Here is a 25391-nt window from a genome sequence, read left to right on the forward strand (position 1 = left end):
GCCTCGCAGCTACTTGGGCTGCGCCACATCCATCAGCACGTGGTACCCCGGTGCAACCTTGTACTCCAGACGAGGAGAGCACGGCCGACTCCTCATCAACGAGACGATCTCCGAGCGCTCGATGAGCTCCACGCTGATGGCATGGAAGATCGGGTTGGGTAGCTCGAGCAGATCCCCAGTGCGCAGGCGCTCGAGGATATCCGCCACCTCGATCGACTCGTGCTTCAGGCCGTAGGCATCATCCCGACCGTACCCGCAGACATCCGCCCCGAACGCGCTCACCAGCGAGATCAAGAACCCCTCGAACCACCGGCCCGGGCTGTACTCGTCGTTCCGAAACCACACGTAGCTCGACTCGACGGAGACCGTGGCGCGGAAGCCATCCTCCGCAACATCGAAGAAGTACACCACGAAGTTGGCCCGCGTATCGTAGGAGAGATACACGAGCGCAAAGGGCTTGCCAGCCTTGGCCACCTGGGCGACCGCTCGCATGCTCTCGCAGGGCTCGAGCTCACCATCCAGCTCGAGACCGCCATCGAAGGCATCGTAGGAGGGCCGAAGTAGCGCGGACTCCTGCAAGCGGCAGTGCCACGGCACGCAGACCGCGTCCTCGATCCTCTCCACCGCATCGAGGACGGAGCCACGCAGGCGCGAGAACTTGATGAACGTCGGTGTCGCCATGGCTGTCCGGTACGCTCGTCTGGTGCGCCGCGTGACGTACGGGCGGCAACTGCCTAGAATCCGCGAAGATTGGACAAGACGTGATAGCCCGGAGCGACCTTGTACTCGAGACCGGGGGCCTGTGGTCGAGTCTTCATCAGCGTACGGATCTCGGGAGTCTCGATGAGGTCGATGCTGATCGCATGGAAGACGGGATCCGGCAGCTCGAGCAGGTCACCGGTGCGCAGACGCTCGAGGATCTGCGCCGGGTCGAGGGCCTTGTAGCGGACGCGACGCAAGCCCTCGAGCACCTTGGAGAACTCCATGTTCGGATCGATGATCTCGGTGTTGCCGTAGGCGCAAACGCTCGGCCGCAGCGCCACGACCAGCGAGATGAGCCAGCCCTCGAACCAGCGACAGCTCTCGTATTCGTCGTCCTTGTGGTAGAGGATGCTCGACTCGATCGAAGCGGCCAGGCTGTACCCGTCCTCGCTGATATCGAAGAACTCGAGGTAGAAGTTGGCCCGAGTGGGATACGCGATGTAGGCGAGCCCCAGGGGCTTCCCGGTGCGCGCGAGCTCGGCCACGGCTTCGACGCTCGTGCAGGGCTCGAGCTCGCCGTCCGTCGTGATGCCTCCATCATAGGGATCGCTGGACGGGCGCAGGAACAGGGCTCGGTCGAGCCGGCAGTGCCATTGGGGGCAGACCTCATTCTCGACGCGCTCCACCGCTTCGAGGAGGTTGCCTCGAAAGCGGGAGAAGGTGATGAAGGTGGGGGTGGCCATGTCTCCGCCTATGTGATCGCGATGAACTTGAAGCCGGAGTCGGTGAGCGATTGGAGCTGCTGCGCTCCAATCGGTGGCGCCTTGTACGTGACCCCCTTGCCTTGCGCGACCCGGGCGAGGTTGTTCGTCTTCTGATCGCTGCTCTTGAGGGCGTTGGATGAGGACTTCGCCTCCACGGTGTTGTTCTTGTCGGGTGCTTGGTCGATCTCACGGCGATAGCCGCACGCCTTGCAGACCGCCCAGACCTTCTGGTCGTCGGGGTCCACGCCGGCCGCCTTCTCCTCTGGGGTCAGGTTCCGGGAGAGCTGACTACCGTGGGTGATCGAGCCGTCGGCGATGTTGTGCTCGGCCGCCCTGATCTCGAACAGATCCTCCTGCGACCGCGCGACCCGTCGCATCGCGTCCACCCGCTTCTTGGGGTGCCACTCGCTCTTGGGCACCTCGGGGTACTGGATGCTCTCGCTATGGTTCCCGGGCCCGCACACATCCTCGTTCGCGGGGTTCTTCGCCTTGGCCTCTTGCAGCACCCCCGCCAGCGTGGCCGAGTTGGGCGGGCTCCCGCTCGGCCCGCAGTTGTTGAGCATCGGGTCGCTCAAGAGCTGCACGTTCTTCCCCTCGATCTTCGTGTCCAGCGACCCGAGCCCCACGAACTTCGTGGGCCCATGCGTGTTCGCCGACACCAGCCCGCCGCCGGTCCCCTTGGACGCCATGTCCCCGGTGCTCTTGAACGTGGCCCCGCGGATCGCCACCGTGTGCCCATCGATCTTGACCTTCTTGCTGTAGCCCTTGGGCGAGTCGCCGCTCTTGCCGATGTTGGGCAGGGGCGTCGGGACGAACGGCGCGGGCGGCCCGGGCATCTTGCACACGTTGGGCACGGTGGCTGCGGCGACGCCGTTGCTGCCCTTGGTCACGGGGGTCTTGGGTGGGTTGATGCCAACGGTTCCCATGGGAGGCTCCGAGATGAACAGGACGATCAAGTCGAGGGACGCTCGAGGACCACGGCGGCACGTCGGCCGGCATCCGAGCCCGCGAACAGCAGCGCGAGCGGGCCCCGAGCATACCCCCGTTGCCACGCGGCGATCGGGAGCATCGCCAGCGCGGTACCGGTGGCCGCGCCGAGGTCACCCCATCGATCCGCGGGCGCGATGTACCCCTCCGGATCGCGCAGCCACTGGCTCGTGCGGAGGATCGCCAGCCCCCACTCCTGCGCGCGGTAGCTCTCGCCGTTGATGTCGCAGTAGACCTGATCCACCAGGCCCGCGGACCCGCCGAGCCCCGCGCACGCCTGCCCCACGGCCTCGGTGAGCCCGTGCCCGAGGTTGTCGAGGCCGCTTGGCCGCGAGCACCGCTCGGTCGCGACTCCACCGCTGCGAATGACGGCGAGCGACGGCACCCCGAGCGAGCGACGAGCCGCATGCGAGAGCACAAACGCGAAGCAGGCCCCCTCACCGGGAAAGAACCCCGAGCGCGCATCGCCGCCCACGAGCCGGCGATCACCGGCGAGCCACGCGATCGCCCGAGGATCGAACCAGCTATCCACGCCCCCCACGATGCACGCGTTCACGCTGGTACCAGAGACGACCTGCACGGCCATCTGGAGCGCTTCGAGCCCGCCACAATGGCCATGGGCGACCGTACGAACGGCCTGCAACCGCAGGGCTCCGTACGCACGCACCAGCCGGCGCTCGAGTTGCTGCTGCTCGGCGGCCGAGAACCCGGGCCGAGGCTCGGGCGCGGCGAGCAAGAGCGGCAAGGACAGCTCCCCGTGCGCCGGCAAGCGCTTGGCGAGTTGCTCGAGACAGCCCTCGGCCAGGGCGACCAACCGGTCGACGCACGGCAGATCCTCGTCGAGCTTGGGATCGTAGGCCGCGCGCAGGGGCTCCCCGCGAGGGTCGACGAAGTAGGGATGCTCCTGCACGCGGGAGATCCCGGCCCGGATCGCCGCGGCGGCGGTCTCGGGCAGCAACCCAACGGCCGTGCGAGCTCCGAGCGCCACGATGTGCGCAGGGGGCATGGGGAGGAGGAGTATTCCACGATCGGGCCAGAAGTGTGAGAGCCGCGAAGCGTGGGGCTCGATGGTCGTTCAGAACCGCATGGCTCGCGGTCCCTGCCACTGGCCGTGGCCCAACCGTGCCATCCTCGCCAAGCGTGCTCCGTGAGTTCGAGCCGTGCTCGCGCAGGAGTCGATGGCACGGCTATAGTCGAGACTCCCCACTGGACACGATGACCCACGACACCAAGCCCAAGGACATCGCCGATGTCGTCGATCTCCCGGTGGAGCTCGGGCCCATCAACTGAGCCGAGGGCCGATGCCGGACGGGGACGAGATCGTCTGGACCATCGTCGAGGAGCACCTCGACGAGGCCGAGTTCCTCGTGGAGCAGTGGCGAAACGCGCGGCGCTCTCCGTTGCACACGCTGAGCGAGCTCGCGGAGGGGATCGAGGCACGCCTCGCTGCGCACGTGGACGGCTTGTCGTGCAACGGCCCGCTGGCGCTCGAGCAGGTGGTATGGCCGGTGATCGAGGACGGCGCCGAGCTCGATCGGGTGGCCGCCGCGGCGCTGACCCTGCTCGACGCCGGAGAGTTTCGGGTGCTGGAGGTGCTCGACGAGCCCAGGGCCAGCACCGAGGAGGCCGAGGAGGAGCCCGTGGACGAGGAGCCCGTCCGCTTGGCCGGGCTGCGTGAGCTCGCCGAGCGCCTCGACGCGCTCGAGCCCGACCCGGCCGAGCGCACTGCGGTCGAGGAGGTCGAGCTGGGCCCGGAGACCTGGCGGCAGTTGGCGCTGCACCGCGTGGCCCGGCAGCTCGCCAGCGAGACCGACGAAGCGCGACTGATGGAGCTGGGAGAGATCCGCGTCCTGCTCTCGGGCCACGCGCCCCCGGGCGCGGCGGCGGTGGTCGAGGACGTCGACGAGGAACTGCCGCCCGAGTGGGCCGCGCTGACACCCGAGCAGCGAGCACAGCGGCGTGCGGCCGACTTGGAGGATATCGAGCAGCAACTCGCCGTGGCCACCGACGACGAGGAGCGCGCACGGCTGCAAGGGCTGCGGCTGGTGCTGGAGGAGGAGGCCGTCGCCGATGCGGAGGATCTCCCGGAGCCGGTGGCCGAGGCCGAGGCCGCCGATGAGCCCGCCCGCGAGCCCGAGCTCGATCCGCGCATCGAGGGCCTCGCGCTCGCGTTCGCACTTTCGAGCCACCCGGAGCTCGGCGATCGGATCCGGGCCCGCGCCGCCAAGGCCGAGGGGCCATCGCTCGGGCTGCTGCTGGGTGCCTGCGCCGACCGGGGCCTGCACCCTGGCCCTGCGCTCGACCGGGGCCTGCTCCACGACGATCCGGTCGTCGTGCAGGCCGCGTTGCGGGCCGCTGCGTTCGGCGAGCGTCCGCGCCTGCTCGCCATGGTGGAGACCCAGCTTCAGCACCGCTCGCCCCTGGTACGGCCCGCCGCATTCGAGACGGCCATGCTCTGGGGCTCCCGCGCAGCCTGGGAGCTGGCCCAGCAGACCTACAAGGCCCCCAACGCGGGCCCGATGCGGCTATGGCTCGCGTGCCTGGGTGACGAACGGCACGCGCAGGCACTGGTCCCCCTGCTCGACGACGAGGCCCTGCGCCATGACGTACTGTGGGCGCTGGGGTTCTCGGGACGGGCGTCCGCCGTGGAGGCGTGCCTGCGCTGGCTCGACGATGACGACGAGACCACGCGAAGGCTCGCGGGCGAGGCGGTGGCCGCGATCATCGGGCTCGACCCCGAGGACGACACGCTGTGGGAGCAGGAAGACCCCGATGCGCCCGCGCCCGGAACCGACGGCGACGCACCCGGCGAGAACGAGGACGACCTCGGCGCCGACTTGGTAGACACGCCCGAGGACGAGCTGCCGCTACCGAACGCCGCAGCGATCCGCAAACGCTGGGAGCAGCTACGCGGCGGCTTCACGGCGGGGCAGCGGTACATCCTCGGCAAGCAGGTCGGCCGCGAGGGCCCTGGATGGGCGCTGCCCTTGCTGTCGTGCCGCCGGGTGGACGTCGTGGCGCGCGAGGTCGTGGCACGCTCGCAGGGCGCGGGACGCTGGCCAGTGCGGACCCTGGCGCTGCGACACCAGCAGGCCACCAGCGCGCTGGCGGAGCTGAAACCGCAGGCGGGTTCGCTCCACAGGGCTCGACGCTGAAGGGCCGGGCGGCGGCGCGCTGGCCATCAGCGCCTCGAGGGCCGGGACTTGCTCACGAGAGTGCTTCATGGCTCACCCCACCCTCCGCCAGCTCCGCGCCGACGCCACCAGCTCCGCCACCAACGTCTCCCGCGCGATCGCCTGCGTGGAGATGAGCGCCAGCGACCACGGTTGCTTGGTCTCGTCGAGCCACCAGCACACCGCGTTGCGCAGCGCCCCCTGGTGGCCCTGGCCGTCGACCACGACCACGACCCCGGCGACCCCGGAGCGCAGCAGGTGCTCCTCCACGTGCAGCTCGATGTCCGTGACGCCCTGCGACTGGTGGCTCGCCCGCGTGGACTCGGCTGCGTAGTGCGAGAGGCCGTGCTCCATCCGCGCCCGCGCCTCCTGCTGCACGAACAGGTGCTCGAGCCCGTCGGTGCCGCAAAACGAGGTCCGCCGAAAGCACCCCGGAGCTCGCGGGAGGGGGAAGAAGCGAGGCGGCAGCCGAAGCGCGCACCCCAGCGGCGGCACGGTGACCTCCTCGGGCACCCGGGGCAGCTCGACGGGATCGAGCACGAGGCCCGATTCCTCCTTCAACCACCGCAGCGCCGTCCGAGCCCGGCTCAGGCAGTGGTGCGCAAAGACGTCGTCGAGCGCGGGATCGTCGAAGGTCGACTGCGGGATCCGAATCCCAGGCCCGAGCTCGAGCATGCCGCTGGCGACCAGCTTCTCCACCGTCAGGCTCTCGCGCAATCCGGTGGTGCGATCGACGGTGATCACCCGTGCATCGAACAACCCCCACGGCCGCGGCACCAGCAAGTGACCCATCATGAGCTCGTGGCCGGGCCGGTACCGCATGCGGTGGACCGCCCACACGACCTCCGAGCCCTGCAGCACGTCGCGCTCGAAGCTCACCAGCGGCGACCACTCCGGATCCGCGGTCCTCGGAGGCTGGTCGTTCCCCTCGTCCCGCGCATGCATCCACTCGAACATGAACCGCGCGTGATGATGGGCGGCAGCCAAGAGCCCCGGCAGCTCGCGCTCGCTCGGCTCGAGGTGCACGTCGGGAAAGATCCCGACCCACCAGCCAACCCCGCCCTCGACGTCGTCGACGGCGGCATGCCCAGCATCGCTTTCGCGCACCGACCACGCCTCGGGAAACCGTAGCGTCAGGCCCAGCTCCCCGCGCGCGAGCGCTTCGATCAGTCCCTGTCCTCGTGGGTCGCTCATTCTCGTAGCGGCTCCTCTCGTTGCACCTCGTGCTCGGCGATCACCTCGATCCGCTGCCCACCAACCGCGAAGGTCACCGCGGTCGCGAAGCGCTCGCACCAGCCCTGATAGGCCTCCCGCGCCTCGTGCCCGACGCCGATCGTCCCGGTGCTGCGCGCGGGGATCTCCACCGTCGTCGCGCCCTCGACGAGCCCCGGCCGTAGCGCCATGCCGGCCAGCTTCAGCGGCGCCCGCTCCTCCCGCGGCGGCTCACAGGAGACCCCGGTGAGCCACCTCGCCCCGACCAGCTCGATGGTGACCGGCACCTCGCGTTCGTTGACGACCTCGAAGCTCGCGCCGGCGATCTGGGCCGCGTCACCGCCGTGGGTGTGGATCGCAAGTTCGCCCCGCCCTTGAATCCGCACCCCCTCGACCACGCCAACGGTGCTGCCGGCCACCCGGGTCCGGTCGTCACGCTCGTCGTGAACCTCGTGGTGCTCGCTCGCCGCGTTGGCTCGGGGGGCGCTCGCCTCTGGCTCGACCCGAGGGCTCGGCACCGGACGAGACGGAGCATCGGTCGACGCGCAGCCGATGCACAGCAGGAGCATCGGCCACCCGCGCATCCCTGCACCATGTCACAGGCCCGTGGGGTGGTCACAGGGTGCGTGGCGGGCGAGCAATGTCCAGATACCTGCCTGCGGCCGGACCAGGCGCCCGCGGGCCCCTACACGGTCGATCTCACGGTCTTCAGGACCTGCACCGGAACCTGCGAGTGCGACCCGCCCACGCAAGCGGTGTGCGGGCTGTGGAACCAGGAGCAGCTCGGCGTGGCTGGGCCAGCCACGACACGTCCCGGACTCGACCAGCGACTCGCATCGGGTGCCCATGGGGCGAGCCCACTTTGGGCCGTCGTACCGACGCTCCCCGCGCACGATGTCCCCGACGTGCGCGACCGAGCCATCGACCATGCGAGCACCGATGAGGCCTCGACCCGAGCACCGAGCACGGCTTCGACCTCGCGACCCAATGCCGGCCCCGGTCTCGCGACGGATTCCGAGCGTCCGTCATCGAGTTGGTCCTGACAAGAAGCGGAGCGAGCCCACGCAATGCCGAGAACGCAAGCCGCGAGGGCCTACAGGAGTGCGAAGAACCCGCGGATATCACGAATTCCGGTAGCAGATGCTATTTGGAATTGATTCGGGTTGGTTCCGAATCGATTACCGAACCGCGGCGGTTATTGATTCTTCGAAGGTGACCGAGAGCAGAGGCCAGTCGTTCCCCGACAACCGCTACTGACAATCCCAGCTCTGGAACTTCGTGCGATCATGACCATCGATCGATGTCGAGGTGGGCATCACTCTGACACCGGACCTCGGATCTCGGTGAGGGGGAGCACACCTCTTCCCGTAGCCCGCCGCGATGGACTCCGAGATCGGGGCCGATCATCCCAGCCCCGACCTCGGAGCGTCGACGGTGAGCCACGCAATTGTCCAAAGCTCAATCGTCGAATTGGGGGAGCACTTTCCCGCGAAGACCACGCAGTTTCTTCGAATTTCGACAGCCAGCACTATTTGGCGTCCCTTCAAAGGCCGTTCCAAGGCCCTTCGGAAGCGCGGCAGTTACAGTGGTCAGTGGTCGAGGCCCGATCGAGCGGGGCTCGACCACTTCCATGAATGCGCGATACCGACATCTTCATACGATTCATGCTCGGGCATTCTCTGGTAGGAGTGTCCACGATCGAGCCCAGCGTGTAGGGGAATGCTCGGCAGAGCGTATCCTTTCGGAGCGCCCCACTCGAGGCGACCATTCACCTCGAGCCGAGGACGGGTCAGGTCTGAATGTCGCGGGCGCCGACACTTGCTCCGACGGCCACGCGCCCTTCCAAATCGGGACATTTACCAACAAACGCGAGCACGACGACCGGGTCGAACTGGGCCACTTGCTTCCAACCAACGACGCTCGCTCAGATCCTCGATTTCGCGCAGCTCATGCCGGGGGCGATCATGAGCACGGGCCTGCATCTCCTCGAATTCACGCGCTGAGACGCCTTCCGTCCCGAGCAGCGCTCGGACGCGAGCACGAGAGAGTGGGCATTCCGTACCCGATACGGACAGTCACAGGTGATTCCAGGTGATTCCAGATCAATCGATGCGAGTCACCCTGACACCGAGTCTGTGTGATGCGTCATTTCGGGGCGCATTCGTACATATTGCCCGTATCCTCGGACTGCCGCGGGATTTGGGCCGATTGCGCCCCACCTCGATATGTTGTTCACTGTCCAAGCGACGATGGATGGTCGCATGGTAGGCACCATGGCACTCGAGTCTGTGAGCACCGACGAGCCCGTCTTCATCGGAAGGATTCCGATGATCGATCTGCAGAGCGAGACCTGCACCACCGACTCTCCGGTCGAGCCCTCGACCGTCGCGGGCGCACGGACCAAGCCGTCGAAGGTGGTGGGGCGGCGCCGGGCCAAGGTGGCCGAGCAGAGAGCGGTCCAGCATGAGAAGCCAGGCTTCGCGTTGCGGCGCGTGGTCGAGCTGGCCAGGGAGGCTCGCGAGATCCAGGTGAGGATCACCGGCGAGGCGCCGGCGAGCTGGCGCGGCCACATTCCGGACAGCCCGGCCACCGGCGAGTGGCTCGTGCAGTTGCAGGCGGCAGCGGAGGAGAACCGTCAGAAGACCGCGCACTACCGCAGGGTGCTCGACGACGCCGGGTACATGCCCAGCAGCCAATCCGTGCTTCGCAAGGGTGACCGCGTGCTCACTGACAAGGGCGGCGCCATCGTGCAGAAGCCGGGGTCACAGGACGTGAAGCTCCGCTTCGACCATTCCGTGCGGTGGACAAGTGGTCCGCAGTACGTGAGTCGAGCCGCCTACTCCCGCGTCTGGGTGCTCAAGGCGACCGTCGAGCGGGACCAAGCGCACGAGCCTTCGCCGTCGACCGAGACGCCGGAGGCGAGCCCGCGCACTCCTCGGCGCTCCCCTGGGCCCCTCACCAGGCTCGTCGCCAAGCACGGCGAGGCGTCCAAGCGGTACTCCGTCCACCAGATCATCGACGCGCTGGTGGAGGCCGAGCGGCTCGGCGTGGGCGAGAAGCTCGCGAGGTACTTCCGCGCGACGCTCAAGGGTCAGGACGTGCAGCGTGCCTACGACCGGGCGCGCGGAATCGTGGCGTTCGAGCGCGACGGTCGGCCCGCGTCGCCGCTGCGGGAGCAGACCTACGGCGTGCGAGACCTCGGTGGGATCCAGGAGGGCCTGGACCATGATCCGACCGTCGCGCAGCTCCTCGCCGCGCTGCGGGCGTTCCCCGAGCGCAGACAGACGACGACGGGCCCTCGCCCCTCCGGCTGGTTTCGGACGCTCGTTCGCGAGACGACCAAACTGCTCGACAACCACCAGAACGAGTACGAGCGAAAGGCCCCGCAAGGGCAGGCCGCCATGCCCGACTTTGCTCGCATGGCGACGGAGGCCCTCGTGGAGAAGGCTGCGCGGAAGCTCCACGAGCTGCGGCAGGTGCAGGAGCCCTCGCTCTACGATCCGAAATCCGGCTCCGAGGGCATCGACTCCGAGACCGCGCGGAAGATCCTCGTGGACGTCTTCAAGGTCGACTTCCGCCCGAAGCACGAGGGGGACGAAGCGTCGGAGTTCTGCAACGGCGAGAGCACGCTCGAGACCCTTGCCGAGGAGGCCGCGCAGCGAGCGAAGGAGGAGCGGGCACGCAAGGAGCACGAGCGAGCCCAGCGGCAGCTCGACGCCCGCGAGCTGCTCGAGGTGCACCGCGAAGCGGCCTCGCGCGGCGAGGTCACCAAGGCGGGGTTCAACGCCGCCTACTGGCGACTCCATCCCGGTTTCGAGACGCCCACCCGCGGCCGGCGAGCGCTGATGATGGCCGAGCGGGACGGGAAGGTCGTGGCGGTCGTTCGCGGCCCGATGGACAGTGCGTTTGGCGTGAGACTGCCGGGTGGAACCGACGAGCAGGCCGCCGTCGCAGCACTCATTCGCCAGATCGAGCAGGAGGCCGGCGAGGTCGGCACGGCCGAGGCCCCGAGGCTCCGCAAGCCCAAGAAGGCCGAGCCCATCGCGAAGGTCGAGCCCGCTTCGAAGGCCGAGCCGCCTTCGCAGGCCGAGCCCGCCTCGAAGGCCGAGTCGACCTCGCATACGAAGCCCACCTCGCAGGCCGAGCGCACCACCAACATCGACGTGGAGGTTCTCGCCAAGAAGCACGACGTCGGCACCGACGCGCCGACCAGTGATGAGGTCGAGCCCGTTCTGGTTGCGGCCGAATGCCAGGGTGTTGGGCAGGCGATGGACACACGGCCACCGTCACGCGGGGCGGCGCACGCCAACCCACGCCTCCGACCGGATCCTCATGAGCAACGAGCACCACCCGCGGGTGGTCGAGCTCCGCCAGGGCCCAAGTCCCGCCCGGCACCCAACCTACGGGCACGACGATCGCCCGGCGCTCGGCCTCCTCCTCGAGCCCCCATCGCTGCCAAGCCCCGCTCCCGACCGCCACGACCGCCACCGCCCGCGGGTGATGCAGTCGACGCACGCGAGAAGCCCACCGACGCGCTCCCCATGCTCACCGTCAAGGAGGCCGCGGTGGTCCTGCGCTCCACCCCCGACGCGATCTACCGCCGGATCCGCCGCGGCACCCTCCCCGCCGTCCGCGATGGAAAGCGGGTCCTGGTCCCCCGCAGGGCCGTCGAAGCGGTCACGGGCCCCATCGGTCGACAGCCGCAACCCGACGCGGGACCATCGAGTGGGTTGCGCGGGCTCTCAACGGAGCCCGTCATGGAGACCAACACAACAGAATGCACCACCGACAAGAACTTCTTCTCGATCCTCCCGTGCACCAACGGGAAGGCGCGCTGGTCCGTGAACTTCTACGTTCACGAACCCGAGCGCAAACGACCACGCAACGTCCGGCGGCTCTCCCCTCACGAGAGCAAGGCCGAGACTCGGCGATGGGCGACGCAATTGCTCGCCGGCTTCGCCGTCGACAAGGCACCCGAGCCCGAGCCCACGAGCCCCACGGCCATCACCGTTCGCGTCGCGTGCGAGCGATGGCTCGCGACGCAGGACACCGACCTCTGCAACAAGCAGCGGCACATCGACTGGATCCTGCTCGCGTGGGGTGAGGAAACCACCATGGCATCCCTAACTCACGAACAGATCGTCGGCCTCGGGGCGAAGCTCCGCCAGCCGCTCGGTCCTCGTGCCTCGGAGCGAAGCCGCGCGCGACGCCCCGAACGTGAGGGACGTCCGCGCCGCCGCAAGGGTGAGGGCCTTGGTCCGGCCACCGTGCGCTCGATCTGCAAGGACGCGAACCGGATCCTCGCGTTCGCCGCGGGCATGGGCTGGCGGTCCGCCGCTTCCGTGCCGCTGGCCAAGCTCCCGATCACGGAGGCCGAGTGGCTCACCGTGGACGAGCTGGTAGCCCTGCTCGAGCACGCCGGGAAGTGGCGGCTCGCGATCATGCTCGGCGCTCGGGCCGGGCTCCGGCGCGGCGAGATCGTCGAGCTGCGCTGGCGAGACGTGGATCTCGACAACCGGCGGATCCGCGTCAGCCGAGCGTTCCGCAAGACCGACGCGGGAGACTGGGTGGTGTCCACCTGCAAGGGCAAGGAAGCCCGGACGGTGACCATCCCCGACGACCTCGTCGCCGCCCTCCGCGAGGCGCAGGGCAAGCGAGGAGACCTCGTGGTGACGCTCGACGGCGAGAGGATCCCGCCGCCGACGTTCTCGGACACCGTGCCCGAGATCCTCCAAGCCGCCGGCCTCTACCGGCCGGGCCTCGGGGTCCACGCCCTGCGGCACACGTACTGCTCGCACCTGGCGCAGGGCGGAGCCCCGCCCAAGGCGATCCAGATGCTAGCCGGCCACAAGAGCGAGCGGACCACCGCCCGCTACACGCACCTGTCGCCGCTCCACGTAGCGGACGCGGTGCGGTGCCTCCCCGACTTGACGAAGATCTGACGAAGAATTGGCGACGCCAAACGAAAAAACCGCCCAGAAGGCGGTTTAGGGAGCGGGAGACGAGGGTCGAACTCGCGACATTCAGCTTGGAAGGCAGAGTGTCATGGATCGATCCACGGGGCACGAGTGGCGTTCGGGGCCTGCGCAGGCCGTTTTCGCGGGATTCGGGTGTGCCCGCATCACCTCGACTGACCTGGCATTCGCGGTGCCGTGTGCCCGGTATGTGCCCGGTTGTGCCCGGTCGCGTAGGCTCCTTCCGATGCGCAAGCGCTTGGACACCAACGCGATCGCGGCCGCCGTGCGGACGGCCAAGGACACGGGCGAAGAGGTCGAGCTCTGGGACACGACGGAGGCGGGTCTCTGCTGCCGTGTGTACCCTACGGGTTCCGCCGTGTGGCAGTACCGCTACCGCGTGGCGGGCCGGCAACGGCGGCTCAAGATCGGGCGCTGGCCAGCGTTGACCGTCCACCAGGCCCGCGGCGAGGCAGCCGCGCTGCGCCGTGCGGTCGAGAAGGGCGAGGACCCGCAGGCCGCCAAGGTCGCCGCGCGCGGAGGCCTGCTGCTCGTGGACGCATTCGAGCGCTTCGTGGACGAGCCCGGCAAGCGGGGGCGCCCCCGCAAGCCGAGGACCGTCGCGCTCTATCGGCAGGTCTTCCGTGATCACATCGCCCCTGCCCTGGGCCGGACACGGGTGGATGCGATCACCTCGGTGGATGTCGAGCGATTGAAGCTCGCGACGCGGAAGCGGATCGGCAAGGGGCGGGGCCACGGGCAAGCCGCCGCCGCAGTGGTGAACCGGACCCTTGCCCTCTTGTCGGCGATCTGCGGCGCCGCGGAGCGGTGGGGCGAACTGCCGCGCGGCTCCAACCCCTGCGTCGGGGTCGAACGCGTCGCGGAGGAAGCCCGGGAGCGGTACCTCCGAGCCGAAGAGCTCGCGGCGCTCGAGAGCACGATCGCGGCGGGCGAGCGCGGGGAGATGGTCGTCCCGCGTCCCCCCTCGAAGGGACGGACGTCCGGCCGCAAGCAGGCACCGCCACGGCCCCGATCGATCACGCCGTCCACGGCGCTCGCGTTGCGCCTGCTCGTGTGGACCGGCTCCCGGGCAAGCGAGATCACCGGCCTTCGGTGGGGCATGGTCGACCTCGAAGGCGCGTGCTTGCGTCTGCCCGACTCGAAGAGCGGGGCGAAGGTCACGCCGCTCGTCTCGGCCGCCGTGGATCTACTGCGGCAGGCGCTGGCGGACCTTCCCGCCCCACCCTCCCCCGATGCGTTGGTCTGTAGCACCCGCAACGGCCAACCCCTGCGCAACCTGTCTCGCGACTGGGGAAGCGTGCGAGCTGCGGCTGGTCTCACCGATGTGCGGCGCCACGATCTGCGGCACACGTTCGCATCCGTGGCGCTCAATACTGGCGTATCGCTGGCGCATGTGGGCGCGATGCTCGGCCACAAGAACCAGCAGACGACGAACCGCTATGCCCACATCGCCGATGATGCGCTCCGGGCCGCAGTGGAGCGCACGGGAGATGCGATGGCGGCCAGCATGGCAGCAGGGGCGAACGTGGTGCGCCTGCCGACGCGAGCGCAGGGGGTCGGGTCGAAGCGGAGCTCGAAGCGGGCGAAAGCCCGGACCAAGTAGCGGCCGCGGCGGCTCGAACCAAGCCCTCTCGTTCAACGACAGACAGGCGTAGTGTCTGTGCGACGGCCACGATCGTGCTTGGGGGCCGCCCGAGGGTCGAGCGTGCTGCATGCGCTCTGGCCGCTCAAGTTCCGGGCCGGCCTTGCTCACGCTCGCAGTATGGGCTGGGTCCACGCGGTGGGCTCGTGGCGCATAAATAAGGTTTGGGCGTCGACGGGATGGGCCCGTTCGCGTGGTAGGCATCAGGGCCTGGGAAAACCGGCCAGGGCACGGCACCCATACGTCGTCGCAGGGTGCCACCGGACGCGCAGGGGCGTGTCACTCACCAATCGCCGTGAGCCCGTAGCTCCACGAACTACGCCCGCTCACGTCGGTCACCCGCACGGCGACCGTGGAGAGGCCAGGAGGAAGCGTCGGGGCCACCGTGGGTCCATCACCGATCATCACATCATCGAGGAACCACTCGAAGGTGAGCGGGTCTCCATCGGGGTCGAACGACCCTGACGCGTCGAGCCACGACGTGCCGTCGACCCGCTGCGTGACGAACGACGCTCGCGGAGCCTGGTCGATCGCAACGAAGTCGCCGAGCGTGAGCTCCATGGTCCAGACCCCGTAATCATCCCGGTGCTCCACCGTGAATGGATCCATCACCACGCCGTAACTCCCATCGAACAGGGAGACTACGGAGCCCGTGACGGGCACCATGTTCGGCACCGTCACCTTGATCGGCACTCCATGTACCCTACCTGCGAACATCACATCGAGCTCACCTGCGGGGATCTCGAACGTCGAGACTTCACCCTGGGTCAGCAACGGAACCGACTGCGGTTGCTCCACGAGGACGTGGAGGTCTTCGACCGTCAATCTCAGGCCGTCCCGCTCCCACATCATCGCTGAGGGGGTCACCAAGAGCATGCGCTGCAGTTCCAGCACATCCTCACCGACCCACGCGTCGAGTCGAGAGCACTCCCCACGTGGACAGGCATCGCCAAAGCCGAGGATTGGCGCCGTTCCGCTGGCCTCCACGCCGAGAATGGTGGGGCCTTCGAGCTTCATGCCGCCGCCCGTGGGGGCGAACGTGTCGAAGCCGCCCATGCTCGAGCCGCCGCTGCCGAAGGGATCCTCATCGTTGTTGTCATTGATCCCATGACACGCATGGGCTTCTCCAACCTCCGGCAGGTACCAATCGTAGACCTCGCAACTCGCCGCAGTCGAGAGATCCGTCACATCGGGCCAATCGGTACTGTTGGGGACATCCCACCTGCCACGGACCTCGTAGTTACCGTAGACCTCTTCGACACCTCCGTCGATCATGGCGTGGAAGCAATCGCCATGATGAAGAGCTACCCAGTTTGCCAGGTCGCGAAGCTGGTCGCGGTATGTTGGCCCTTCGACTGGGACTCCTGCCGGGATCTCATCCGCTGCCAACCGAAGATTGCGCGGGATCGCCCGACAAGCCTGATCGAAGCAATCATGAAGGCAAGCGCTTGCCGCTTGTGGAATCGAGCCGTCGGGTGGCGGATCGGCCCCTGTCTCGTCGGCTCCCTCGCCGTCTTCGTTGCTACTGATCTCCGGCAAGCAGCACGCATCGATTCCAGGATCGTCGTACGATTCGCCATCTGCCGGACCGAAGTGATCGACCCAGTACACACGCCCGTCTTCGATGATCTCTCGAATCGTCTCGGCTCCATCGATCCAGTCCGGGACCTCGACATGAAGAGTCCCATTGATGACAGTTGAGATTCTGCCCTCGCATTGCCAGCGAACAGCGTTGGCAGGGGCCCCGCTCGACCAACATTCGTTGGCGTCGCCTCCGTCTGTGCCCGTGTCACCCGTGCCTCCGTATCCTCCGTCGGTCAACTCCTCCACGTCGGGCGGTTTCACCTCGTCTGCATTGCACCCCGCGATGAACGCCAGGGTGATCACACTCGACTTACCAATCGCCTTCGCGAGCTTGTCCGTCATCATCCGATTCCTTGACCAGTTCGGTGGGGACTCCGCGCCCCGTTGGTAGTGGTTTCCCAACCGAGGTCCTCGTTACGAGAAATCTCGAGGCTCGAGCATGCAGACACGGCGAGGAGAGCATCGAACAGCGATCTCGGAGAACGAGCTCTTGATTCGATCACTACAAGACGACTTCGAAGCGCCCGTCTCCGTCGGTCGCCTGGAGCCTCGCTGGCGACGTCAAGTCCGGAGTCAGCCCGTTTCTGCGCATGACCCGCCTTTGCGTCTCGGGGAGTTCGTGCTCGGCACCGGCGCTGAGGAGTACACGGGACTGCTCGTCGATGAGCGCCGGTGAGCCTGCGATTCTTCGAAACGTTTTGCCCGCTCGTGGATCTTCACCAGCGCCAGCGCCAGGGCACGGCCATTCCGAGAACCGGTGCGGCCGTGCGCAGTGGCGCAAGCGTCCAGCTTCCATCGGGGAATCGAGCGTCCGCGAAGGCGACGGATCGTCCGCATGTACGACACGCACACAGGTTCGCCCCCGAAAAATGCCACCGCGATGCAACGCTCTCCGAGAGTGGCCGATAGACGCACCGAGATGTGCTCCGAGCCGAGGTCCACCGTCCCCGAACATGATGCTGCGCTCCTGGCGCAATGGCGAAGCGGCAACACGAGAGCCGGGTTGCTCCTCCTCCGCCGGCAGGTCGCGCCAACCCGCCGCTACTTTGCCCGCCGAGTGCCGTGTCGCGCCGACGTGGAGGATCTCGTACAGCGCACCCTACTGGCCTCGCTCGAGGCCCTGCCGCGGTTTCGGGAGGATACTCCCTTCTCCCGGTTCGTCCGTGCGATCGCGAGCAAGCTCCTGCTCCGACACCGCCGAGACGCCGCGCGAATGCGGGGGCGGCTCGATGACACCGTGGAGCCGGATGCGAGCCCGGGGAGCGACTCGTCCGCGGTCGAGCACGTCCTCCGCGAAGATACGTCCGACTGCCTGCGGAGGGCATTTCGCCGCCTCCCGGAAGCGAGCGCGAGGATCCTGCGCCTACACTACTGGGAGGATCGCGACGCCACCGAGATCGGCCGTGAGCTCGGCCTGAACCCAGGAGCCGTTCGCACCCGGCTGCATCGCGCCCGTCACGAGATGAAGCGCGCCCTTGGCACTATCTCCTGGCCGTCCCCCAGCACGTGGCTCATCGAGGTCAAGTGAGCCAGCCGACGGCGAGCGAAGGTCACCACCGAAGATTTCTCGGTGACGTCCGTGACCATCGGGAAACCAAGAACGACGACCCGAGATCGGGAGCCAACGAGGAGACCCCGGCCGATGATAGGCTCGTGCCGCCGCATGAAATCGCCGTCTCGCATCCCCAAGACCCGGCGACCCCTTGCCCTCGCCCTTGGGTCTTTGCTGGCCGCTGGCTGCAGCCCGGAGGAGGAGGACTTCCCGCTGCCGGACGTGGTGTGGGAGGGCACGTCGGTACGCGTGCGAATGGAGGACCCGTCGATCGAGGTCTGCGGAGGCTCGTTCGAGGGCCTGGACCGCCACGTCGAGCTCGTCCGCGAGGCCCTGCTGCTCGAGGGCGATGGGGTGGTGGAGTACTCGATTGGCGACGAGGACTTCGTGGACGCGGGATGCGATGGCAGTCCACTCGGTTGCACCAAGGCCACGTCGGGCAATGTGTTTACGTCATTACCGCTGCATCAACACGAGATCGTTCACGCGGTTCGAGCCCTCGACCCCGAGCTCGAATATCGAAGCTCGGCCTTCGAAGAGGGACTCGCCACGCTCTTTGGCTCCGACGATCTGGACAATGACATCCGTCCACTGGAGGTGATGGACATCCTCACAGCGTCGCATGTTGGGGGTCGTGAGGAGTACTTCCGCGCAGGTCATGCAATGGCTATCTTGCGCGATCGGCACGGCGCTGCTGCATTCCGACGTTTCGACGTCTCGAGCGCCTCGATGGATGAAGACCAGGCGTTCATCGAAGCCTTCGGCGAATCGAAGGAGCAGTTTGCAGCAGCGGCAGAAGGTGAGCCAGTCTGCGAGCAAAGCCAATGGTGGGTCCCGTTGCTCGAGTGCGAGGGGGAACCGATCGTCGCGGACCCCGCAACGGACGATCTCGTGCTTCGCGGAGACTTGAGTTGTGCGGCAGAGGATGTAAGAGGGCCACGAGGGGGCTGGATGTGGACGTTCCGACACTTCCGACTGGACCGTAGTACGAGCACGATCGACTATCAGATTAACATGCCGGAGGACGCAATGCTCGAGATCGTAGGCTGCTACGGAGGATGCCCCGGTCGCTTCGCGTACATCGGTGGGCGCTACGATGTAGGTTCGATCCTGAACGGCTTGCCAACGCTCGAGCCTGGGGAGTACTTCCTTCGCATGAGTCGGCCGACGACCGAAGGCGCGGGGGATTTCGAGGTCGTGCTCCAGTGATGAATCAGGATCAGCCAACCTCCGCGTCCATGCTTTGATCCTTCGAACGCCGCCCACGCTCTTCTTCCTCGACGATCGAAATTTTCCGTAACGAAGACATCGGTCGGGAAACGATATCGATGAGGACACATGGTCCTCATCGATATCTGACCGAGAAGTCGAACAATGGAAGACAGACTCAAGAGTTCCATGGCCCCCACCGTAATCGCCTTGGCGTTCATCGCGGGGTGCAACGCAGGTGAGGTACAACCGCCCGACGTGGTGGAGTTGACCGACGGAGGATACGGAGGCACGGGTGATACGGAAGCCGACGGAGGTGACCCCAACGAGTGCTGGTCGAGTGGTGCTCCTGCCAACGCCGTACGCTGGCAGTGTGAGGGCCTCGCCGAGGCGGCGGTATTCGCCACTCTCCACATCGAGGTTCCTGAAGACCTCGAGAATGGCGAGATCATTCAGGCGACCATCGACGCTGGTCGGATCGACTGGCATGAGAGCTTCGGTCCCTGGAATTCCGAGACCTATGACGATCCCGGCATCGATGCATGCTGCTTGCCAGAGAGCGGCGGCAATGACGATGGCGAGGGGGCGGACGAGACAGGAGCGCCCCCTCCGGACAACGACATCCCGCAGGCCGCCGCTGCATGCACCGACGACTGCGTCGATCAAATGTGCCGTGAGATGCCCAGGACTCTTCGCGAGCTCGCGGCCGAGATCCCCGCAGGCGTTCCCCTCGCTGGACCGTCCTACCGCAATCAGCTACGAGATCTCGCCAACTGGATCGCGGCCAATCATGGGCAGTGCTACACCGCACTGCGAGCCGGGGGTATCGAGGAGATCTTCGGCAGCTACGAGGTCGGTGGCGAATGGCAGCTCCCCAACAACGGTGCTTGGCCCGACATCACCGAGATGTCCATTCGCGGTAGCTGCAGTGTGTCCGACTGGTACCTGCCCGAGCAAGGCGAGCCGCAAGCATGCACCGGGATCAACGACAACAACGACGAGGACCCCTTCGGCAGCGGGGGCTCGAGCATGGGTGGCTTCGATACGTTCGCCCCCACGGGCGGTGTCATGAAGCTCGAAGGCCCCACCATCCTCGGCGTGGAGGCCAGCGGAACGGCGCCCGTCCTCGGTCTCGGCGACGCCTGCCCGCGCGGTGAGTGCTCGCGCGTGGATGCATGGGTCACGGACGAAGGGCTCGAGCTGCAGCGCGTGCTACTGGTGGCCCCTGCCGCGATGGAGTGGGAGCAAGATGGCATGCGACTGACGGTCGAGGGGATGCACGCAATGCTCGAGCACCCGTGGTCCGTACCCCTCATCGACGAGGGTGGCGTGAAGCGCTTCGAGATCCCGGCGGGGGAGGTCGAGCTCCTGTTCGCGGGTCGTGTGCATGGGGTGCCGCTCGAGACCGCCGTGCCCATCACCACGCTGATCACGGGCACCGTGACCCCGCTCTACGACGGCAGCCACGCCTTGACGATCGATCCGTTCGCCGTCGAGCACCGCGATGGCTACGGCACATGGACGATGCAAGTGGCGCTCGGCGACCTGGTGGCGATGGATCACTCACCGCGAGCGACGTTCTTCGAGCAGTCGCTCGAGACCACGACCATGTACGATGCGTCGCCTTCGTTCGACCCCGATGGGGATCCGCTGTCCTTCGAGTGGTACATCGACGGCAGCCTCGTCGGCGAGGGAGCAACGCTGACCCCCGCGCCGGGCACGGGACCGTCGACGCTGGCCTTGCGGGTCTCCGACCCGGCTGGGCGCGCGTCGTGGAGCTACGGGCTCGTGTTCGGAAGCGAGTGAGCGCTCGGTCGTTTGCCGCGATCTCGACCGCGGCAACGTCGAGTTGATCCCTACCCCCGGTGAGCAGCGTGCTGGGCCGCTCGCCGGGAGTCTCCTCGGTTTCTGGTTCTACCCACGACACAACGACGGCGGATACACCGGCCGAGCCGCCCCGCCCATCGTCGCGAACACCGGCTATCGAATCGACACGCCGCTGATGGGCACGCCCCCACGGGCGAGCTCGTCGAGCAGGTTGGGCAGCGCGCCCGGGGCTGCGATCGCGACCTCGCCGTACATGATCTCCACCGCGAGGAAGTCCTCTCCAACGGAGGGCTCGTACTTGCCCGCCTGGCCCGGCTCGACGGTCTGGTCGGCGCCCACCTTCGAAAGCCCGCCTGCTCGACAGACCTTGCACCACAGCTCGAGCCGCTGGTCGACGAGCGCCGCGGCAGCCGGGTCGAGGGTGGTGCTGCACGAAACCTCGATGCAGAGCCACGAGAGACCGGTCTCCATCTCCAGGCCGAAGGCGAGTTGTGGTCGCACGTTGGGCACCAGATCGAGCGCGGCGGGGGTGGAGGGCAGCGACCGCGCCCCCGAGGCGGCCGGCGTCCCCTGCACGTGGATCGTGCTCGGAGGCAGCGCCAGCGCCAGGAGCATCCGCACCAGTACCGCGAGCACCGACGGGTCGGCCGGCAGCCGCTCGTAGGTCACGTGCAGGCCGTGGGGCAAGACGGTCACCTTCCAGTTGAGCTGCGGGCACGACTCGACGAAGCCGCCCGCGGTCACGAAGCGGGCGAACAGGTCGAGCGGATCTGGCCAGTCGGCGTCGGCCGGGACGTCGGCCCCGAAGCCGATGATGACCTCGATGGGGTGGTCAGGGGAGAGCGGAACGTGGGGAATGATGTTCGTGGGCATGGAGCTACTCGTTGTTCGTGGTCATGTCGCCGAGCAGGTGGACGGCCTTGCCCTCCATCCGCACGTTCATCGAGCCGGGCGAGATGAGCTTCGCCCGGCCCTGGGTGGTGGCCGACACGATGCCGCCCCCGGTGGCCTGACTCGCGACGTCGCCCGTGCTCTTGAACGAGCCTCCCTTGACGGCGACGCGTTTGCCCTGGACCTTGACCGTCTTGGTGAAGCCCGAGGGCTTGGTGCCGGTCTGGGCGATGTTGGGCAGCGGCGTGGGCACGAATGGCGCCGGCGGGCCGGGCATCTTGCAGACGTTGGGCACGGTGGCCATGGACACGCCGTTGCTGCCTTCGGTGAGCGGGGTCTTGGGAGGGTTGATCGCGACCTTCATGGTGTGCTCCAGCGTCGATCGGGCCCCGTGCGAAGCACGGCGGCACCGCGTAGGCCGAGCTCGCTACCGGCCCAGGTGAGGATGTCGGACTCGCTGTGATGCCCGCGGGTGCCCCAGCACGCAGCGATGGCCAGGGCCACGATCGCCGTGGCTCCACCCACGGTCCCGATGCTCGGCACGAGGGTCTCGTACCGCGTGGGGTCGAAGGGCAGCTCGGGTGGGATCCGTTGGGTGGCCCAGGTGTACTCGCGATCGCGATAGCGCTCGCCATCGAGGTCGCACAGAGCGGTGGCGATGCCCCGGGTGCCCGAGGCGCGCAGGGCCTCGGAGATCACCGCGCCCAGGCCCTCGCCCGTGCACGGGGTCTCGGCGCGGGCGTGGTGGGGCTCGTGACCGACGGCGACCGAGAGCAGCTGCCCGATGGACGGCAGCCGGTAGCCTCGCTGGACCTCGGCCGACGCGAGCACGAGGGCAGCCGCGGCCTCGCCGGGAGGGAATCCCCAGCGATGGCGGGGGCAAGCCAGGCGCGAGCTCTCGTCGAGGTCGTCGAGCACGTCGGCGTCGAGCAAGCTGTCGGCGCCCGCCACGACGCACACCGGGGAGCGCCGCTGCTCCAGCAGGTCGACCGCCGAGCGCAGGGCGGAGAAGCCCCCGGCGTTGCCCTGGGGGACGACCGTCACGTCGAGCTCGAAGGGCAGCAGCTCCTGCTCGAGCCGCGCCGCCACCCTGCGTGCGAAGGGCTCGACGTCGGCCGTGGGCACCTCGCTGCTCGCCACGATGGCCGGCACGCGCGGCACGGGCTGGCCAAGGGCGGCGAGCGCTTCGGTGATGGCCGGGCGAGCCAGCGCGAGCAGCCGCTCGACGCGGCCCGTGGCCTCGACCCAGGGGCACCAGCCCCCCACGTAGGGCTCGCCCGCGCGGTCGACCATGAAGTCGTGCTCCTGCAGGCGGGAGATCCCCGCGCGCAACGAGGCGGCCGAGGTCGCGGCGAGCATGCCCACCGGCGTCACCGCGCCGCACGAGATCACATGAACCGGGCCCATCAGACGATGGCCTCCTTCTCGATGATGCGCGTGGCCTCGATGTGGTCCACGTCGCGGCCGCAGTCGAGCACGGTGGACCACACCAGCGTGAGGCGGTCGAGCTCGGGCTCGGCCAGGATCGTGTTGAGCTTGCCGCGGTGATGCAGGTGGCGCTGGCGAGCGGCCTTCGTGAAGAACGTTGTGTAGCGCAGGTGTACGTGAGGGACCGCGATGCTCAGCGTGCCGCGTGGGGAGAGGTTGAGCAGCAGCAGGCGAGCATCGCGAGGCAGGCCGGCGCGGAGCTGCTGATCGGCTGGGGCGCAGTTGAAGTAGCGCTCGTCGAAGTCCTCGGGCAGCAAGGGCTTGCGGCTTCGCACCCAAGCCGCGTCGTAGGTGCCTGCGTAGTCGCTGCGGGGCTTCCAGTGCGAGGCGATCGGACCGAGCCCGGCCGGGCCTGCGCGGGCGAGGTCCGCGCCCGGGTACTCGAAGTTGGCGGCGGGCGAGCCCACCAGGTGCTCGGCTCGAGCCGCCACACCGCAGCCGACGGGGTTGCGAGGGTCGAGGCGCTGGCGGGCGGGATCGGGATCGCGGTCGTCATGACCCCCGTAGGCTCGCTCGTAGACGAGAGGCACCCGGACCACCGGGGTCGTGGGCCCGGGCCGCACGACGGCCCCCAGGAATCGCTCGAAGCGGCGATCCCCACGGACGGTCAAGACCTTGCGCAGGCCGGCGAGCTCCAAGCCGATGGTGAACTCGACCGACGGCCGCCCGCCCGGAGCATGGCCAAAGCCGCAGACCAGCACGTCGGTCGCAGGCTTGGGTGGCACGAGATCAGTCTCGTACAGCAGGCTCGACCGCGCCGGGTCACCGTGGTGGACGGGAGCGACGACCGGAGCGATCTGCTCGGCCGCAAGGCTCGTGCTCCCGTCCGCCGCGACGTCATAGGTGCCCTTGACGACCACGACCCACAGCACCGCGCCGCGCCCGTCGGTGAACGACGCGCGCTCGGCAGCGTAGGAGGTTCGATTGTCGACGACGAACATGGGGATGGATGACTCCAGCTCGTGCTCACGCCTTGACCCGTCGTCCAGCGTCCTTCCACTCCACGCTCTCTCCCACCGGGGCGAGCCGCCCGTGCAAGTACCACTCCCCATCCACGAACCGCATCCGGGGATCATCGAGCCGCGACCGCACCTGCTCGATGATCTCCCGCTGCTGCACCACCGGCAGATCCGGCTCGTAGCTCCACTGCACGCCGTACCGGATCACGAATTCGTCCGCGAGGCACCGCCGCAACCACAGCGGCAGCCCCATCGACAGCACCTCGAGATCCGTGTGAGGTCCTGCCAGCCTCCCGAGTCGATACCGTTGCCCTGGCCGCAGCCGCTCGCCGTGCTCCGCCAGCCACCGTTCCCATACCACCGGGTCGATGCTGATCCCCGATCCGTCCAACGCCGTCCATGCCCGATCGCACGCCCGTTCCACGATCGCCTCGTGCTCCGCGTCGTCCTCCGTCTTCAGGCGCGCCCCGGTGATCATGAACAGCCCGAGAGCCGCCGCCTCGGCATGCGCCCCCGTCCGAAGCTGCTCGACCAGCACCTCGAGCCCCCGCGGATCCCCGAACACGCCCAACCCCAGCAACGCCTGCGCCGGCTCCTCGCCCCGCGCGGCCTCCATCAGCCAGGCCCCCGTCGCCGGTCCGCCGCCCATCGCCACCGGCAACGCGGCCCACGGCGCGCGCTTGCGACGGGCGAGCCGATCGAGCACCGACGCCTCCCCGCACCGCAGCGCTGCCACGGCCGCCGCCTGGGCCACGACCGGATCGCCACAACGCACCTCGGCCAGCACCGCGCCCGGCACCGTCCCGGGCAGCTGCCCCAACGCCCGCAGCACCGCCGCCCGATCCGCACACGCCCGCCCAGCCGCCTCCCGCAGTTCGTCGGCGGCCCGAATCCACCCCCGCGCCCCCACGCACGTCGCCAGCACCGACGCCACGTGCGGCCCGGCATCCCGCAGCGCCTCCGCCACGAGTTCCGCCGCATCGCTGGCCAGGTGGTGCACCAGGGCATCCGCGACCGCCTGCCGCAGCGAGGCCGCGGCCCGCTCGTCGGTCGACGCCTCGCAATACACCTCCACCTCGCTCAACGCGACCCGCACGATTGCGAAACGGTGGAGCCGACACGCCAACGCCACCAGCGCGTAGAAGCTCCACGAGTCCTCCGGGACCGCCTCCATCAACGCGACCCCCAGCGCACCGTCCCCACCACAACCGAACGCCCGCAGCTGTCCGTCGATCCGCGCCTCGACCTCCGCTAGATCGTCGAGCGTGGCCTCCCAGCCGCACAGCCACCGCTGCCGCAGGTCGTATAGCTCGCCCACCATCCGAAGGTGCTCTCGATAGACCTCTTGCCCCACCACGTGCCTCCATCGATGCCGCTGGTCGTCCGAGCACGTCTCGACGAGTCGAACGTTCACTCGAGAACCTCC

General features: G+C 68.2%; 19 protein-coding genes. 7 read left to right on the plus strand and 12 right to left on the minus strand.

Features of this window, described 5'->3' with window-relative positions:
• Nucleotides 1-9: 9 nt before the first annotated feature.
• From OEB96_RS05990 to OEB96_RS06005, 4 genes are read right to left on the minus strand one after another with little or no spacing between them, the layout of a single operon-like run.
• A complete protein-coding gene (locus OEB96_RS05990) occupies nucleotides 10-681 on the minus strand; it encodes a hypothetical protein (RefSeq protein WP_266214478.1) in 672 nt (223 codons plus the stop codon).
• 53 nt (nucleotides 682-734) lie between these two features.
• Complete coding sequence (locus OEB96_RS05995; RefSeq protein WP_266214479.1) at nucleotides 735-1445, minus strand: hypothetical protein; 711 nt, start codon at nucleotides 1443-1445, stop codon at nucleotides 735-737.
• An 8-nt stretch (nucleotides 1446-1453) separates the two neighbouring features.
• Entirely contained in the window at nucleotides 1454-2422 is a 969-nt protein-coding gene (locus tag OEB96_RS06000; RefSeq protein ID WP_266214480.1) for a PAAR-like domain-containing protein, read from the minus strand.
• Nucleotides 2419-3459 (minus strand): hypothetical protein, encoded by a 1041-nt coding sequence (locus OEB96_RS06005; RefSeq protein WP_266214481.1) that lies wholly within the window; start codon nucleotides 3457-3459, stop codon nucleotides 2419-2421. The genes OEB96_RS06000 and OEB96_RS06005 overlap by 4 nt, the downstream gene beginning before the upstream one ends.
• A gap of 134 nt (nucleotides 3460-3593) precedes the next feature.
• Here OEB96_RS06005 and OEB96_RS06010 point away from each other — a divergent pair, with 134 nt between their 5' ends.
• Entirely contained in the window at nucleotides 3594-3743 is a 150-nt protein-coding gene (locus OEB96_RS06010; protein WP_266214482.1) for a hypothetical protein, read from the plus strand.
• A gap of 11 nt (nucleotides 3744-3754) precedes the next feature.
• Nucleotides 3755-5608 carry a hypothetical protein gene (locus tag OEB96_RS06015; protein ID WP_266214483.1) on the plus strand — a complete coding sequence of 618 codons (1854 nt, stop codon included), beginning with the start codon at nucleotides 3755-3757 and terminating at the stop codon, nucleotides 5606-5608.
• Nucleotides 5609-5680: 72 nt separating this feature from the next.
• Here the strand turns inward: OEB96_RS06015 and OEB96_RS06020 are convergent, their stop codons facing one another.
• Nucleotides 5681-6820, minus strand: a complete 1140-nt coding sequence (locus tag OEB96_RS06020) for a hypothetical protein (RefSeq protein ID WP_266214484.1) — start codon at nucleotides 6818-6820, stop codon at nucleotides 5681-5683.
• On the minus strand, nucleotides 6817-7422 hold the full coding sequence (locus OEB96_RS06025; protein WP_266214485.1) for a hypothetical protein: 606 nt from the start codon (nucleotides 7420-7422) through the stop codon (nucleotides 6817-6819). The genes OEB96_RS06020 and OEB96_RS06025 overlap by 4 nt, the downstream gene beginning before the upstream one ends.
• Before the next feature lie 1689 nt (nucleotides 7423-9111).
• On the opposite strand from OEB96_RS06025, the gene OEB96_RS06030 reads away from it, so the two are divergent.
• Together OEB96_RS06030 and OEB96_RS06035 are read left to right on the plus strand one after the other, a co-directional pair.
• Complete coding sequence (locus OEB96_RS06030) at nucleotides 9112-12780, plus strand: tyrosine-type recombinase/integrase (protein ID WP_266214486.1); 3669 nt, start codon at nucleotides 9112-9114, stop codon at nucleotides 12778-12780.
• 259 nt (nucleotides 12781-13039) lie between these two features.
• Nucleotides 13040-14416: a site-specific integrase gene (locus OEB96_RS06035; protein ID WP_266214487.1), complete on the plus strand. Its 1377-nt coding sequence runs from the start codon at nucleotides 13040-13042 to the stop codon at nucleotides 14414-14416.
• A gap of 318 nt (nucleotides 14417-14734) precedes the next feature.
• Here the strand turns inward: OEB96_RS06035 and OEB96_RS06040 are convergent, their stop codons facing one another.
• Nucleotides 14735-16384, minus strand: coding sequence for a hypothetical protein (locus OEB96_RS06040; protein ID WP_266214488.1), 1650 nt, complete (start codon nucleotides 16382-16384; stop codon nucleotides 14735-14737).
• A gap of 574 nt (nucleotides 16385-16958) precedes the next feature.
• Between OEB96_RS06040 and OEB96_RS06045 the strand changes: the two genes are divergently transcribed.
• The 3 genes from OEB96_RS06045 to OEB96_RS06055 all read left to right on the plus strand — a co-directional run bounded on the left by OEB96_RS06045 (nucleotide 16959) and on the right by OEB96_RS06055 (nucleotide 20606).
• Nucleotides 16959-17567: an RNA polymerase sigma factor gene (locus OEB96_RS06045; RefSeq protein WP_266214560.1), complete on the plus strand. Its 609-nt coding sequence runs from the start codon at nucleotides 16959-16961 to the stop codon at nucleotides 17565-17567.
• 114 nt (nucleotides 17568-17681) lie between these two features.
• Entirely contained in the window at nucleotides 17682-18800 is a 1119-nt protein-coding gene (locus OEB96_RS06050) for a hypothetical protein (RefSeq protein ID WP_266214489.1), read from the plus strand.
• 189 nt (nucleotides 18801-18989) lie between these two features.
• Nucleotides 18990-20606 (plus strand): hypothetical protein, encoded by a 1617-nt coding sequence (locus OEB96_RS06055; protein ID WP_266214490.1) that lies wholly within the window; start codon nucleotides 18990-18992, stop codon nucleotides 20604-20606.
• Between the two features lie 174 nt (nucleotides 20607-20780).
• Here OEB96_RS06055 and OEB96_RS06060 read toward each other — a convergent pair whose 3' ends face one another.
• From OEB96_RS06060 to OEB96_RS06080, 5 genes are read right to left on the minus strand one after another with little or no spacing between them, the layout of a single operon-like run.
• Entirely contained in the window at nucleotides 20781-21500 is a 720-nt protein-coding gene (locus tag OEB96_RS06060; protein WP_266214491.1) for a hypothetical protein, read from the minus strand.
• Between the two features lie 4 nt (nucleotides 21501-21504).
• A complete protein-coding gene (locus OEB96_RS06065; protein ID WP_266214492.1) occupies nucleotides 21505-21882 on the minus strand; it encodes a PAAR-like domain-containing protein in 378 nt (125 codons plus the stop codon).
• Nucleotides 21879-22925: a hypothetical protein gene (locus OEB96_RS06070; RefSeq protein WP_266214493.1), complete on the minus strand. Its 1047-nt coding sequence runs from the start codon at nucleotides 22923-22925 to the stop codon at nucleotides 21879-21881. The genes OEB96_RS06065 and OEB96_RS06070 overlap by 4 nt, the downstream gene beginning before the upstream one ends.
• Nucleotides 22925-23947 (minus strand): DUF2169 family type VI secretion system accessory protein, encoded by a 1023-nt coding sequence (locus OEB96_RS06075; RefSeq protein WP_266214494.1) that lies wholly within the window; start codon nucleotides 23945-23947, stop codon nucleotides 22925-22927. Before OEB96_RS06075 ends, OEB96_RS06070 begins: the two co-directional genes overlap by 1 nt.
• Nucleotides 23948-23972: 25 nt before the next feature.
• Nucleotides 23973-25379 (minus strand): hypothetical protein, encoded by a 1407-nt coding sequence (locus OEB96_RS06080; protein WP_266214495.1) that lies wholly within the window; start codon nucleotides 25377-25379, stop codon nucleotides 23973-23975.
• Between the last annotated feature and the right edge of the window lie 12 nt (nucleotides 25380-25391).

The organism is Paraliomyxa miuraensis, from assembly GCF_026337845.1.
Taxonomy (GTDB): Bacteria; Myxococcota_A; Polyangia; order Nannocystales; family Nannocystaceae; genus Paraliomyxa; species Paraliomyxa miuraensis.

Bases quoted from the DNA above. Each gene is read 5' to 3' on its own strand.
- OEB96_RS05990 (WP_266214478.1), bottom strand. From the start codon at position 681: ATGGCGACACCGACGTTCATCAAGTTCTCGCGCCTGCGTGGCTCCGTC.
- OEB96_RS05995 (WP_266214479.1), bottom strand. From the start codon at position 1,445: ATGGCCACCCCCACCTTCATCACCTTCTCCCGCTTTCGAGGCAACCTC.
- OEB96_RS06005 (WP_266214481.1), bottom strand. From the start codon at position 3,459: ATGCCCCCTGCGCACATCGTGGCGCTCGGAGCTCGCACGGCCGTTGGG.
- OEB96_RS06015 (WP_266214483.1), top strand. From the start codon at position 3,755: ATGCCGGACGGGGACGAGATCGTCTGGACCATCGTCGAGGAGCACCTC.
- OEB96_RS06020 (WP_266214484.1), bottom strand. From the start codon at position 6,820: ATGAGCGACCCACGAGGACAGGGACTGATCGAAGCGCTCGCGCGCGGG.
- OEB96_RS06025 (WP_266214485.1), bottom strand. From the start codon at position 7,422: ATGCGCGGGTGGCCGATGCTCCTGCTGTGCATCGGCTGCGCGTCGACC.
- OEB96_RS06030 (WP_266214486.1), top strand. From the start codon at position 9,112: ATGGCACTCGAGTCTGTGAGCACCGACGAGCCCGTCTTCATCGGAAGG.
- OEB96_RS06035 (WP_266214487.1), top strand. From the start codon at position 13,040: ATGCGCAAGCGCTTGGACACCAACGCGATCGCGGCCGCCGTGCGGACG.
- OEB96_RS06040 (WP_266214488.1), bottom strand. From the start codon at position 16,384: ATGATGACGGACAAGCTCGCGAAGGCGATTGGTAAGTCGAGTGTGATC.
- OEB96_RS06045 (WP_266214560.1), top strand. From the start codon at position 16,959: ATGTGCTCCGAGCCGAGGTCCACCGTCCCCGAACATGATGCTGCGCTC.
- OEB96_RS06050 (WP_266214489.1), top strand. From the start codon at position 17,682: ATGATAGGCTCGTGCCGCCGCATGAAATCGCCGTCTCGCATCCCCAAG.
- OEB96_RS06055 (WP_266214490.1), top strand. From the start codon at position 18,990: ATGGCCCCCACCGTAATCGCCTTGGCGTTCATCGCGGGGTGCAACGCA.
- OEB96_RS06060 (WP_266214491.1), bottom strand. From the start codon at position 21,500: ATGCCCACGAACATCATTCCCCACGTTCCGCTCTCCCCTGACCACCCC.
- OEB96_RS06065 (WP_266214492.1), bottom strand. From the start codon at position 21,882: ATGAAGGTCGCGATCAACCCTCCCAAGACCCCGCTCACCGAAGGCAGC.
- OEB96_RS06070 (WP_266214493.1), bottom strand. From the start codon at position 22,925: ATGGGCCCGGTTCATGTGATCTCGTGCGGCGCGGTGACGCCGGTGGGC.
- OEB96_RS06075 (WP_266214494.1), bottom strand. From the start codon at position 23,947: ATGTTCGTCGTCGACAATCGAACCTCCTACGCTGCCGAGCGCGCGTCG.